A 13,678-nucleotide genomic window follows, 5' to 3' on the forward strand; every position below is an offset into this window, starting at 1 on the left:
ATCATATCTGATTATTAATTTTATTTTTTGGATTAAAACTTACTTTCCATTCGTACAAAATAAATAGATAATACAACAGTACGAAAAAAGCATTTAGTCTCCATGTAAAATATTTTAAATCATCGCTTAATCCGAGGGTAAGATTACCCACTAAAAAAAGGACCGTACTGACTAACAAATAAGAAGACAATCCCACTGTAAAATAATAGTACTTCCTGTCATCGGTCAGCATATTATAAAAATGCAATAAAGCATATACAACGCTTAGTAAAGAAGTCGCCGTAATGGCAAACAAATTAAATTTAAAAAATTGTTCTGTATTAATCAAACACTGGACGGCCAAAACGAACAACATTAAAGTCAGACTCCAGTTTACAAATGCTTTTTGTCTTTTTAGTCCTAAAATTGATTTGTAAAACAGTCCTAATAAAACCATTTGACCAATAAAATAGGTGTTTACAAAAAATAAATTTTCAATCTGAAAACGGTATAACAGCTCCATCGTGAATTGAATAACACATAAAAACACGACATAAACTGTAAAAAAAACATTAGCTTTTTCCCGTAGGAAAAAGCTATATGTATATAAAATCAGGTTAAGTAAGAGTACCAAATAACCAGAATATATTAGAAAATTATCCATCAATTATTGATTCATTGGACTATCCGGGTCGGTGTATGGAGGACAAGGACGAGAAGCATCATAAAGTACATCTTCACCATCTCCGGCAGTTCTTGCTCCGGCTGCGGCTAGTTGTTTTTTGAAAACATCTACATAAACACCTGTTTTTGGGTCCAGTTTTGTCCCCACAAGCATTAAGTTTTGCTCTCCGGCATTATTAATCCCTACATAAGCACGCACAGCATCAATATCCTGATCTAACACCAGCTTGATACTTTCTAACGGAATTAAATAAGCATCTACTTTTCCTTTACCTTCCTGAGACTTTCGAAATTTCCGAGCCCATTCCTGACCAACAGCCAAACTGACTTCAACTGATCCTAATTTTTTTTCTTCTGACATAATTTAAATTTGTTTTTGGGTTAAAATTTAATTCATTAATCGCTTTACGCAATTGTTTAGCTAAACTACAGAATTTTCTAGGAAAAGTATTAATATAAAGGCATAAAAAAAGCCTCAAAATGAGGCTAAATTGTTTTATTAAAACGGAACATCGTTGTCGTCGTCGTCATCATTTAAATTACTTCCGAAAGCTTCATTAGCCGAAGGCAGGCTTTTAGTGATGAAAGAATTATCGTCATGATTCATTTTTGATGGCAAATCATCATAACTACCTGAAAAATCATCCAGATTATCAAACTTTCCAAGATGCCCTAAGAATTTCAATCGAATGTTTTCGATACCCCCGTTACGGTGTTTGGCGATCATAATCTCTGCCTGACCTGCAGTTGGTGATGCTTCATCGTCATCCCACTCCTCAATTTTGTAGTATTCCGGTCGGTACAGAAACGAAACGATATCGGCATCCTGCTCAATAGCTCCAGATTCACGAAGATCCGAAAGCAACGGACGTTTACTGGATCCACGCGTTTCAACCGCACGCGATAACTGCGAAAGTGCAATTACCGGAACGTTTAGCTCTTTTGCAAGGGCTTTTAAGTTTCGGGAAATTGTAGAAATCTCCTGTTCACGATTTCCTCCTCCTTTATTATTTCCTCCGGCAGTCATCAGCTGCAAATAATCAATAATAATAATTTTAATTCCGTGCTGTGAAGCCAAACGACGGCATTTTGCTCTCAAGTCAAAAATAGAAAGCGAAGGTGTATCATCAATAAACAAAGGTGCTTTTTCCAGATCTTTTACTTTGGTACTCAACATTTCCCATTCGTGGGGTTCTAATTTACCGGTACGAAGTTTTTCTGATGACAATCCTGTTTCTGACGAAATTAGCCTTGTAATCAACTGAACGGATGCCATCTCCAGAGAGAACAAAGCCACCCCATGCCCATACTGAATGGCTATATTTCTCGCCATTGAAAGTACAAAGGCCGTTTTTCCCATCGCAGGTCTCGCCGCGATAATAATTAAATCACTAGGCTGCCATCCCGAAGTCAGTTTATCCAGATTATGAAAACCGGTTTCTACACCACTCAATCCTTCCTTTTTCGCAATCTCTTCAATCTTCTTTTTAGCCTGAAGTACTAAACTCTGAGCAGTTTCAGAACTACGTTTGATATTTCCTTGTGTTACTTCATACAGTTTAGATTCGGCCTGATCCAGCAAATCAAACACGTCTGCCGTTTCATCGTAAGAGGCTTCGATAATTTCGGACGAAATTCGTATCAAACTTCTTTGAATGAATTTTTGAAGGATAATACGAGAGTGGAATTCGATATGCGCAGAAGAAGCAATTTTTTGAGTAAGCTGAATTAAATAAAAATCTCCTCCGGCTAACTCCAATTTTCCATTCTTCTTCAATTGTGCCGAAACCGTCAGCAAATCGATTGGCTGTGTTTCGGTAAAAAGCTGAACGATCGCTTCAAAAATAAATTTATGCGCATCTTTATAAAAAGCATCAGCCTGCAAAATATCAATTACATCATCAACCCCTTTTTTATCAATCATCATCGCCCCAAGAACAGCCTCCTCCAATTCAAGCACTTGCGGCGGAAGTTTTCCTTTTTCTAAATTAATAATTGTGGTTTTATCTACCTTTACAGGATTTACATTCTTGAAATTTTCCATATAGCGAAAGTAACAAAATTTAAAAAAAAATTGCTATTGAGTTATAACTATTAATTGTTTATAAATATGTTTTTTTGTTCATAACCAAAAAAAAATCCGAAACTGTAAGGCTTCGGATTTTAATTCGTTTTGTAAGAATTTACTCTTTATACTCCCCCATCTTACTGTACTTGTCCATTCTTTGGGCAATCAGATCATGTGTTGATAAGTCTTTCAATTCATTATATCCTTTAGTGATGTACTCCGCTACTGTTTTAAAAGTTGTTTCGCGATCGTAGTGTGCTCCTCCTAATGGTTCAGGAATCACATCATCAACTAATTTTTGTTTTTTCATATCAGATGAAGTCAATTTTAAAGCGTCGGCAGCACGTTCTTTGTACTCCCAGCTTTTCCATAAAATTGACGAACAAGATTCCGGAGAAATTACAGAATACCAAGTATTCTCTAACATATACACTTTATCCCCTACACCAATTCCTAATGCTCCTCCTGAAGCTCCTTCACCCACAATAATTGTAATGATAGGCACTTGCAAACGAACCATTTCGAAAATATTTCTGGCGATTGCCTCTCCCTGTCCTCTTTCTTCAGCTTCAAGTCCTGGGTATGCACCCGGAGTGTCTACTAAAGTTAAAACCGGGATTCCGAACTTCTCTGCCATTTTCATCAAACGCAAAGCTTTACGATATCCTTCAGGGTTTGCCATACCAAAATTACGGTACTGACGGGTTTTGGTATTAAAACCTTTTTGCTGACCTACGATCATAAACGACTGTCCGTTTATTTTTCCTAATCCACCCACCATCGCTTTATCATCTTTAAAGCTTCTGTCTCCGTGAAGCTCTAAAAATGTATCTCCGCAAAGTGCTTTGATATAATCTAAAGTATAAGGTCTATTTGGATGTCTTGACAGCTGAACACGTTGCCAGGCTGTAAGGTTTTTGTATATTTCTTTCTTAGTTTGCTCTAATTTTTTGTTGATTTCCTTGCAGGTTGGTGTTACATCAACATCAGATTCTTTTCCAATTATGACACACTTTTCTAACTGTTCTTCAAGTTCTTTAATTGGAAGCTCAAAATCTAAATATTCCATGGATTTTTGAATTTTGTTTGTAAATCGAACCGCAAATATAAAAATATTATATCATTGGTTGAATTAAATCGTATTTAAAATATAAAAATGTAATTTAAAAATAAGGAAATTATTACACTTGTTTCTTGTTTTTATAATGTTTCAAAACACCGTTTAAGATAACGGTAATTACAATTATCAGGGCGCCAATATAAAATTCTGTACTCATTTTTTCTTTTCCTCCAAGAATAAAATAAGCCAGCATAATTCCGTAAACAGGCTCTAAATTAGTCGTTAACATTACGGTATAAGGCGTTAATTTCTGCATCACTTTCACTGAAGCAGTAAAGGCATAAGCGGTACAAACTGAAGCCAAAACAAGCAATAAAGCCCAGTTGTTTAGTGACATTGTAAAAAAATCGGCAGTGAATTTTCCTTGTACTAAAAAATAAATTGAAATAAAGAATACTCCGGCAGCAAACTCATAAAAAGTAATTACCGAAGGATCGTGTTCTGTTATTAATTTCCCATTCATTAAAGTGAATAAAACCCCCAGAATAATAGCTGCTAATGCATAATACATTCCATGCAGATACTTTACTTCGACCTGCATAATCAATGCTAAACCGGCAATAATAATCAATCCGAAGAAAACTTCGTAGAATAAGATCTTTCTTCCGTAAAAAAGAGGTTCCAGTAACGACGCAAAAAATGCCCCGAGTGAGAATATCGAAAGTGTTATAGAAACATTGGAAACGTGTATCGCTCTAAAAAAGAAAATCCAGTGAAGCGCAATCAGTAATCCCACAAAAATCAGTTTCGCAAAGGAAGTGGCTGAGATTACAAACGATTGTTTTTTGTACACAATAAATGCCGCCAGAAAAACTCCTGCAAGAAGCATTCTGAACCAGACCAAATTTTCGGCATCAATGGTTATCAAAGCGCCCAGAATGGCCGTAAAACCCCAAATAAAAACAATTAAATGAAGATTTAAATAACTTTTTAAATTATCGTTTCGCATTACGTAATAGGTAAACCGCCAGGATTCCGAAAACAATATTCGGGAGCCAGACAGCAAATAAAGGTGAGAAAGCAGATTTTTCGGCAAGTGTTCCGAATATTTTATCAAAGAACACAAATGAAAAGGCAATTGCAATTCCGATCGCTAAATTAGTCCCCATACCTCCACGGCGTTTCATCGACGAAACGGCCACAGCGATAATAGTCAGGATAAAAGCCGAAACGGGTACACTGTACTTTTTGTAAAGCACAACCAAATACATATCAATATTTCCTGAGCCTCTTTTGCGTTCTTTTTCAATAAAATCGATCAATTTTCCAAGTGGCAGGGTCTCTGCAATGTAAACTACAGGTGTTAAATCGGCTAGTTCAAATTTGAAAGCAACTCTTTTCTCAGGACTTTTTTCGATCTGATCGTTTAATTCTCCAAGAGTTCTTTTGGTGTAATCATACAAAGCATAAGTCTTAGATTTAGGATCCCATTTGATACGGCTGGCAGTAATTTTATATGTTAGCTTTTCATTTTCGAAATGTTCTAATGTAAAATTAAAAGCCGTTTTAGACTCTTCATTAAAACTATTGACAAAAATAAAATCGTTGTCATTAATCTGACGGTAAACATTGGTATTCTCGCCACGCATTAACTGTTTTCCGTTTCCTTTCAAGTACGTATACCTAAAATTATTAAAACCTTCACTGGCCGCGGGAACAATAAAAAACCCCATTAAAAGTACAAAAACCGAAACGATCGAAGCGCCAATAATATAAGGTCTTAAAAAACGGGAAAATGAAATTCCGGAACTTAAAACGGCAATAATTTCTGTATTATTGGCCAATTTTGAGGTAAACCAAATTACAGATAAAAACAAAAAGATCGGAAATAAGGAATTCGCAAAATAAACCGTGAAATTGTAATAATAGATCGCAATTGCGGTAAACGGAATTTTATTTTCCAACATCTTATTCACCTTTTCAGAAACGTCGATTACAATTCCAATTGGAATAAATAATAAAATCATCACTGAGAAAGTGGCTAAATATCTTTTTAAAATATACTTATCTATTATCGTTAACATAGTAAAGTTTAATCGATTATTTGTTTAACCGTTTAACCGAATAAACGATTAAACAAATCAACTTATTTTAAAGTCTCTGACTCATATTTTTAACCATCATTTCTTTCCATGGTCTGAAATCGCCTGCTAAGATATGTTTTCTGGCTTCACGAACCAACCACATGTAAAAACCAAGATTGTGAATAGTCGCAATTTGTTTTCCTAAATATTCGTTAGCCGCAAATAAGTGACGTAAATAAGCTTTTGTATATTCTGTATCCACAAAAGTATGTCCCATTTCATCGATTGGAGAAAAATCAGCTTCCCACTTTTTATTCTTGATGTTAATAGTTCCGTTTGCTGTAAACAACATACCGTTTCTGGCATTACGGGTTGGCATTACACAATCGAACATATCAATTCCTAAAGCAATATTTTCTAAGATATTAATCGGAGTTCCAACTCCCATTAAATAACGTGGTTTGTCCTCAGGTAAAATTTCGCAAACTACTTCGGTCATGGCATACATTTCTTCTGCAGGTTCTCCTACAGACAAACCTCCAATTGCATTTCCTTGTTGTCCTGCATTTGCTATATATTCTGCCGACTGACGACGTAAATCTTTATAAGTACTTCCCTGAACAATTGGAAAAAATGTTTGCTCGTATCCATATTTATAAGGCACTTTATCCAAATGATTGATACAACGATCTAACCAGCGGTGGGTCATGTGCATCGAACGCTGCGCATATCTGTAATCACATGGGTAAGGCGTACATTCATCAAAAGCCATAATAATATCGGCTCCAATAGTACGTTGAATTTCCATTACGCTTTCCGGCGAAAAAAAGTGGTACGAACCATCAATATGAGATTTGAATTTTACTCCTTCTTCCTTAATTTTTCTGTTATTAGAAAGGGAATACACCTGATATCCTCCAGAATCCGTTAAAATATTACGATCCCAATTCATAAATTTATGCAATCCACCTGCTTTCTCCAGAATTTCGGTCTGCGGACGTAAATACAAATGATAGGTATTTCCAAGAATAATATCCGGATTGATATCGTCTTTAAGTTCTCGCTGATGCACTCCTTTCACAGAAGCCACCGTCCCGACAGGCATAAAAATAGGCGTTTCGATTACGCCGTGATCTGTAGTAATACTTCCCGCTCTTGCTTTAGATTGCGGATCTCTTTGTAATAAATCAAACTTCATCTGTTTCTTTTTTCAGTCGGCAAAGATAAGCTAATTTCAGAGAAAATTAATTAGATAATTTGGCAATTAGAAAATTAGATAATTTGGATGTTGGATTGTTAGATTATTGGATCGCTGGAATTTTAGATAGTCAGATTATTTAGACAACTTTATTTTTAATGCAGACAGAAACCTGAAACTTGAAACTTGAAACTTGAAACTTTTAAACCTGAAACCTGAAACTTGAAACTTGAAACCATAATGCGTATTTATCATGAAAAAAATCTAATTTTGATAAAACAGAAAATCCGCTTAATCTCCTCTACACAAAAAGACAACTAAAAAATGAACCTAGCACAAAAACTTGGATATCCTGAAAATACTAAACTATTAATTATTCATGCTGATGATGCCGGTCTGTCGCATTCTGAAAATCAAGCAACCATAAAAACACTGCAAAATGGCTTTGTAAACTCTTACAGCATAATGGTTCCCTGTCCATGGTTTTTCGAAATGGCTAATTTTGCCAAAGACAATCCGCAGTACGATTGTGGTATTCACCTCACCTTAACCTGCGAATGGGAGAATTACAAATTTGGTCCGGTTCTTCCACTTTCTGAGGTTTCAAGTTTAACAGATCAAAATGGTCATTTCTACAAAAACAGAACTGATTTTAAAAATAATGCAAAACTTCCTGAAATCAGGAAAGAACTTACTGCTCAGATCGAAAAAGCTTTACAATTCGGAATACAGCCTACCCATCTTGATTCACACATGTGTAGCATCGGTGTAACTCCTGAAATTTTAGAAATTTATAAAGAACTTGGAAAACAGTACAATCTTCCGGTTTTCATTAACAAACAATTTGTTGAATCCATAAGTTTATCTAACGAAAAATACAATTTTGAAGACACTCTTCTCGCTGATCATTTATTGATTGGATATTTTTCGGACTTTGATAAAGGGGAATTAAGAAAATCATACTCCAAGGCACTGGATAATGCCCTCCCGGGATTAAATGTATTTCTGCTTCACCCTGCTTTTGACGATTTTGAAATGCAGGGCATCACCCTAAATCATCCTAATTTTGGTTCGGCCTGGCGACAAATTGACTTTGACTTTTTTACCAGTGAAGAATGCGGTACAAAGCTGAAAGAAAATAACATTCAACTGGTGACCTGGCGAGAGATTGGATCAATTGGATAATGAGATAATTTGGCAATTAGTCATTTCTCCTTTTTGCAATCTCATAAAAACGGGATGACACACAAAACGGGCTTTGAAATCATGGTGACGCCTCTTTTTTACTTTATAAAATCGAAACATTCCCTTTTTTTCTCTGTAGGAAGACAAAAAAGAGTGATTATTTCATTTTTACAGGAAACTAAAGCGAAAAATCATTTGTCTCCCCGCAAAATAAAAATTACTTTTGCACCAGTTTAACTTTTACACATAAAATGAAGCCTAACACACAACAATTAAGCGATTTAACTATCCAAGTAAGAAGAGACATTCTTCGAATGGTACATGCTGTCAACTCAGGTCACCCAGGTGGTTCATTAGGTTGTACTGAATTTTTGGTAACACTCTACCAAAACATTATGGAACGCAAAGAAGGTTTTGATATGAACGGAATTGGAGAAGATCTTTTCTTCCTTTCAAACGGACATATTTCTCCTGTTTTTTATAGCGTATTAGCACGTAGCGGTTATTTCCCTGTTTCAGAACTTGCCACTTTCAGATTACTAAACTCTCGTTTGCAAGGACATCCAACAACTCATGAAGGATTACCTGGAATTCGCATGGCTTCTGGTTCATTAGGACAAGGTTTATCTGTAGCTATTGGCGCTGCCGAAGCAAAAAAACTAAACAAAGACAATCATTTAATTTACAGCTTACACGGAGATGGTGAATTACAAGAAGGTCAAAACTGGGAAGCGATCATGTATGCTTCTGCTAAAAAAGTAGACAACCTTATTGCAACTGTAGACGTTAACGGAAAGCAAATTGACGGAACAACTGACGAAGTTTTAGCAATGGGAAGTCTTCGTGCAAAATTTGAAGCTTTTGACTGGGACGTTCTTGAAATTAAAGAAGGAAACAATATCGAAGCTATTATTGCAGGTTTAAACGATGCAAAATCAAGAACCGGAAAAGGAAAACCAGTTTGTATTTTGCTATATACAGAAATGGGTAACGGAGTTGATTTTATGATGCACACACATGCATGGCATGGTAAAGCACCAAACAACGATCAGTTGGCAAGTGCTCTGGCTCAAAACACATCAACTTTAGCAGACTATTAAAAACAGCTTTAAGCCTTAAGCAGTAAGCTTTATGCCTATTGCCTACAGCCTATTGCGTACAGCAAAAAAACAAAAATGAAAAAATATACAAATACAGGAAGTAAAGATACTCGTTCGGGTTTTGGAGCGGGAATGACTGAACTAGGTCAAAAGAACGAAAATGTTGTAGCATTATGTGCGGATTTAATTGGATCATTAAAATTTGATGATTTCAAAAAAAATCACCCGGAACGTTTCTTTCAAATCGGAATCGCTGAAGCAAATATGATTGGAATCGCTGCAGGTTTAACTATTGGAGGAAAAATTCCTTTTACAGGAACTTTCGCTAACTTTTCTACAGGAAGAGTTTATGACCAAATCCGTCAATCAGTTGCTTATTCTGATAAAAACGTAAAAATTTGTGCTTCTCACGCTGGTTTAACACTAGGTGAAGACGGAGCAACACACCAAATTCTTGAAGATATTGGGTTAATGAAAATGTTACCTGGAATGACTGTAATCAATACTTGCGATTACAATCAGACTAAAGCTGCTACTTTAGCATTAGCAGATCACCACGGACCGGCTTACTTGCGTTTCGGTCGTCCGGTAGTACCTAACTTCACTCCTGCTGATGAGCCTTTCGTAATTGGAAAAGCCATTTTATTAAACGAAGGAACTGATGTAACTATCGTTGCAACTGGACACTTGGTTTGGGAGGCACTTATTGCTGCCGAAGCTCTTGAAGCAAAAGGAATCTCTGCTGAAGTAATCAACATCCACACCATTAAACCTCTTGATGAAGAAGCCATTCTAAAATCATTAGCTAAAACAAAATGTGTGGTAACCGCCGAAGAACACAACATTCTTGGAGGTCTTGGTGAAAGCGTTTCAAGAGTATTAGCGCTAAACAATCCTGCACCGCAAGAATTTGTTGCTGTTAACGACAGTTTTGGTGAATCTGGAACTCCGGAGCAGCTAATGGAAAAATACAAATTAAACAATCAGGCGATCGTTGAAGCTGTAGAAAGAGTAATCAAAAGAAAATAATCACTTCATTTTCTTACTTTATAAAAAGACCCCGAAAAGCAATTTTCGGGGTCTTTCATTTTAAAACCTCTCCTTAAGAGAGAATTAGAACATATTTCATCTTACCTTCATCTTTATAAAATTTCTTTTTACTTCACGCAGATTTTGCAGATTTTAATTTTAGAAACTCGTAATGCCTCTTTCTAAATCTGTATAAAACAAAAAAGACCCTGTATCTATTGAGATTAGGGTTTACAACATTTTGTAATACGCTTTTATTTCAAATATATTTTCACAGGAATTCAGACCGAATCTTAAAACTGATTTACTTTCTTTAAGCACAAATCTGCAAAATCTGCGTGAAAACATATCTTCAAATCCCTGATTAAACAGATAAAAAGCATCGTCATTCAAGTCATAAAAAAAACCTCGAAATCACTTTCGAGGTTTTACATTTTACTATAAGCTAAAATTTTAATTCTGCTTAAAAGGATATGTTTTATCTAAATGAATCTTTAGTCTTGGCTTATCCGTATAATCTGCTTCTATAAATTTTCTTGCATTGGTATACGATTCCGGCTTGCTAGGGTCAGTAAGCGCCCCTGTTGGCCTTCTAGGAATACCTCTCGGCTCTGTTTCATCAACATTTGGAGTTAGAGGATTATCTACAGTTGGCTCCCAAGGATAATACTTACTAGCACCATAATTAATTCCATTTACAATCCCCACCTCAGTTGCTGGTTTCGTAATTTCAAATCGGGTTGTAAAACCATCTCCGTCATCGTCCAGATCAAGGAAGTCTGAAATTCCGTCACCATCTGTATCATCTGCTAATCCGGCTGGAGGATTTGGATATTTTGTTTTATTGATACCAAAATCATACAAATAACCATCGCCATTAAGATCCTCTAAATAATCCGGAATACCATCTCCAACTACAAGTCTGTCACCATTTGCTGAAGTACTTACTTCATTATCCATTCTTTGAAGATCATACAATTTAAAGCTAAAAACTATTGGAGAATATGCCGGGATAGCATCTTTAACATCACCATAATATGCCAGTCCTGAAGGCAAAAACATCACTCCGGCACCAAAACCACTGTAGGTAATAACCCCATTACTATCCGTACTTGAAGTACCCGTTTTAAACTTCGGGAAAATCTCTGACCAGCCTTCAATTACTGTCTTTTCAACCGCATATGGGAACAAATTAAAAACTACCTGATTATTGTTAGAAGTATCAAAAACTGTCCCATTCAATAAATTACCAGAGTAAGAAGATACAATTTTATCTGTATTTGTTGGAGAACTGCCAACTCCTTTTCTCAAGGTTAAATAATAGACTTTATAAGTAACATCATTACTATATACGTCTCTTGTATCTAAAACATACGTTTTCTGATCCCAAATGGAAACATTTCCGTCGCCGGGAACTATTTTCTTTATCACTACATCCTGATCTTGCGGATTACCTGGACTATTTGTCACAATGATATAATTTGTCTTTAAATATTTGACAATAGAATCATTATCAGCTTTATATTGCGTAGCATAATCTCTTAACGGAGTAATCACCACCTCATCATCATCCTTTTTACTACAAGAAACAAACGAAATACCTGCAAGCAATAAAATAAAATAATATTTAAATTTATTCATTATTGTTAATTTTTTAGGTGCGCAAGATACAATATTGATTTATTTTTGTAAAGATTTTAACTTCGATTTTAGAAAAATTATGAGAATAGATAAATACCTCTGGTGTGTACGATATTACAAGACCAGAAACATGGTTACGGAGGCCTGCAAAAAGAACCATATCACTGTAAACGGGCAAGTTGCCAAACCATCTAAAGAGGTTTTTCCAACCGACAGAATTACTTTTAGAAAGGATCAGATTACACAAATTATAACTGTACTCGATATTCCTGAAAGCCGTGTTGGAGCAAAACTGGTTGATATATACCGAAAAAACGAAACTCCGCCTGAAGCATATGCTCATCTGGAATTACTAAAACTATCAAAAGAACATTATCGCAAAAGCGGTACCGGAAGACCGACCAAAAAAGACCGTCGTGATATTGACGAATATGGAAATGAGATTTTTGACGAGGAAGAAGACGTTTAAAATTCAAATTCCAAATTTCACGTCCGTAAAAATTTCAAACAGCTAAAATCATAAAATTCCATTATCAAAATTGGAATTTGGATTTTTCATATTGGAATTTAAATTAATTATATTAGCAAAAAAATAAATCATGAGCAAAAATATCATTTTAACCAATCAGGAAATCGAACACAAAATAAAGCGTATCGCTTATCAGATATACGAAACTTTTGTTGATGAAGACGAAGTTGTTATTGCAGGAATTGCTTCAAATGGTTCTGTTTTTGCTCAAAAGCTTGCCTTATCTTTAGGAAGTATTTCAACTCTAAAGATTTCCCTTTGCGAAGTTAAAGTCGACAAACAAAATCCTCAATTACCTATACATACGTCATTAACCAAAGAAGAATACGAAAACAAAGGCCTTGTTTTAGTAGATGACGTTTTAAATTCCGGTACTACATTAATATATGCTGTTCGTCATTTCTTAGATGTTCCGCTTAAGAAATTCAAAACAGCAGTATTGGTTGACAGAAATCACAAGAAGTATCCGGTAAAAGCCGATTTCAAAGGAATCTCTTTGTCTACTTCTTTATTAGAACACGTACAAGTTGTTTTTGATGACAATGGCGACAACTACGCTTTCTTAAGCTAAAATAGCTAAAATATCCTGAACCGTTTCTTCGACAGTTTTATCATCAACCGTAACCTTATATTGGGCCTGGTTGTAATAAAAGCTCCTGTCGAACAAATGTTTCGCGATAAATTCTTTCATTTCCTCTTCATTCATTTCAGCAATTAAAGGACGTTTGCTTTTATTATGAACCAATCTTCCATATAAAGTCTCAATAGAAGCCTTTAAATAGATTGAAACGACATCATCACCTTTTAATAATTCATGATTATTGGCGTAACAGGGTGTTCCTCCTCCTAAACCTATTATACTTTTTTCAGGAGACTGGAGCAATTCTACAAACATTTCATGTTCTAATTTTCTAAAATAAATCTCTCCATGTTTCTCAAAAATCTCATTTATTGATAAATTGGTTCTGTCTTCGATGCATTTGTCCAAATCCAGAAATGGAATATTTGTAATTTTTGACATATTTTGGGCAATCGTTGACTTCCCGCACCCCATATATCCTAACAATATAATTTTTTTCATTTTAATAATACCTTATAAACTAAGACGTTGTAAATTTTAC

14 protein-coding genes are annotated in these 13,678 nt (G+C 35.3%); 5 read left to right on the forward strand and 9 right to left on the reverse strand.

The window, feature by feature from the left end; genetic code table 11:
* Position 1 precedes the first annotated feature (1 nt).
* From BHE19_RS13585 to tgt, 7 genes are all read right to left on the reverse strand, one after another.
* Positions 2–502 (reverse strand): hypothetical protein, encoded by a 501-nt coding sequence (locus BHE19_RS13585; protein WP_017498440.1) that lies wholly within the window; start codon positions 500–502, stop codon positions 2–4.
* 144 nt (positions 503–646) lie between these two features.
* On the reverse strand, positions 647–1,024 hold the full coding sequence (locus tag BHE19_RS13590; RefSeq protein ID WP_017498441.1) for a hypothetical protein: 378 nt from the start codon (positions 1,022–1,024) through the stop codon (positions 647–649).
* A 138-nt stretch (positions 1,025–1,162) separates the two neighbouring features.
* Positions 1,163–2,707, reverse strand: coding sequence for a replicative DNA helicase (gene dnaB / locus BHE19_RS13595; protein WP_017498442.1), 1,545 nt, complete (start codon positions 2,705–2,707; stop codon positions 1,163–1,165).
* Between the two features lie 139 nt (positions 2,708–2,846).
* A complete protein-coding gene (locus tag BHE19_RS13600) occupies positions 2,847–3,800 on the reverse strand; it encodes an acetyl-CoA carboxylase carboxyltransferase subunit alpha (RefSeq protein WP_017498443.1) in 954 nt (317 codons plus the stop codon).
* Positions 3,801–3,912: 112 nt separating this feature from the next.
* Positions 3,913–4,800, reverse strand: a complete 888-nt coding sequence (locus tag BHE19_RS13605) for a DMT family transporter (RefSeq protein WP_070907571.1) — start codon at positions 4,798–4,800, stop codon at positions 3,913–3,915.
* Positions 4,787–5,875, reverse strand: coding sequence for an LptF/LptG family permease (locus BHE19_RS13610; RefSeq protein ID WP_026110191.1), 1,089 nt, complete (start codon positions 5,873–5,875; stop codon positions 4,787–4,789). The genes BHE19_RS13605 and BHE19_RS13610 overlap by 14 nt, the downstream gene beginning before the upstream one ends.
* A gap of 67 nt (positions 5,876–5,942) precedes the next feature.
* Positions 5,943–7,073, reverse strand: a complete 1,131-nt coding sequence (gene tgt, locus BHE19_RS13615) for a tRNA guanosine(34) transglycosylase Tgt (RefSeq protein ID WP_017498446.1) — start codon at positions 7,071–7,073, stop codon at positions 5,943–5,945.
* A 324-nt stretch (positions 7,074–7,397) separates the two neighbouring features.
* Here tgt and BHE19_RS13620 point away from each other — a divergent pair, with 324 nt between their 5' ends.
* The 3 genes from BHE19_RS13620 (at position 7,398) to BHE19_RS13635 (ending at position 10,387) form a co-directional block, all read left to right on the forward strand.
* Entirely contained in the window at positions 7,398–8,258 is an 861-nt protein-coding gene (locus tag BHE19_RS13620) for a polysaccharide deacetylase family protein (RefSeq protein ID WP_070907572.1), read from the forward strand.
* Between the two features lie 251 nt (positions 8,259–8,509).
* Positions 8,510–9,358 carry a transketolase gene (locus BHE19_RS13630; protein ID WP_017498448.1) on the forward strand — a complete coding sequence of 283 codons (849 nt, stop codon included), beginning with the start codon at positions 8,510–8,512 and terminating at the stop codon, positions 9,356–9,358.
* Positions 9,359–9,433: 75 nt separating this feature from the next.
* Entirely contained in the window at positions 9,434–10,387 is a 954-nt protein-coding gene (locus tag BHE19_RS13635; protein WP_017498449.1) for a transketolase family protein, read from the forward strand.
* A 453-nt stretch (positions 10,388–10,840) separates the two neighbouring features.
* On the opposite strand, the gene BHE19_RS13640 is transcribed toward BHE19_RS13635, so the two are convergent.
* Positions 10,841–12,028: an FKBP-type peptidyl-prolyl cis-trans isomerase gene (locus tag BHE19_RS13640; RefSeq protein WP_070907574.1), complete on the reverse strand. Its 1,188-nt coding sequence runs from the start codon at positions 12,026–12,028 to the stop codon at positions 10,841–10,843.
* Positions 12,029–12,107: 79 nt separating this feature from the next.
* On the opposite strand from BHE19_RS13640, the gene BHE19_RS13645 reads away from it, so the two are divergent.
* Both BHE19_RS13645 and BHE19_RS13650 read left to right on the forward strand, forming a co-directional pair.
* On the forward strand, positions 12,108–12,497 hold the full coding sequence (locus BHE19_RS13645) for an RNA-binding S4 domain-containing protein (protein WP_017498451.1): 390 nt from the start codon (positions 12,108–12,110) through the stop codon (positions 12,495–12,497).
* A 130-nt stretch (positions 12,498–12,627) separates the two neighbouring features.
* Positions 12,628–13,128 (forward strand): phosphoribosyltransferase domain-containing protein, encoded by a 501-nt coding sequence (locus BHE19_RS13650; RefSeq protein ID WP_017498452.1) that lies wholly within the window; start codon positions 12,628–12,630, stop codon positions 13,126–13,128.
* Here the strand turns inward: BHE19_RS13650 and BHE19_RS13655 are convergent.
* Entirely contained in the window at positions 13,120–13,638 is a 519-nt protein-coding gene (locus tag BHE19_RS13655; protein WP_070907575.1) for a shikimate kinase, read from the reverse strand. The two genes, BHE19_RS13650 and BHE19_RS13655, sit on opposite strands and share 9 nt — an antisense overlap.
* Positions 13,639–13,678 lie beyond the last annotated feature (40 nt).

Source organism: Flavobacterium tructae (assembly GCF_001853485.1).
In the GTDB taxonomy this organism is placed as follows: Bacteria; Bacteroidota; Bacteroidia; order Flavobacteriales; family Flavobacteriaceae; genus Flavobacterium; species Flavobacterium tructae.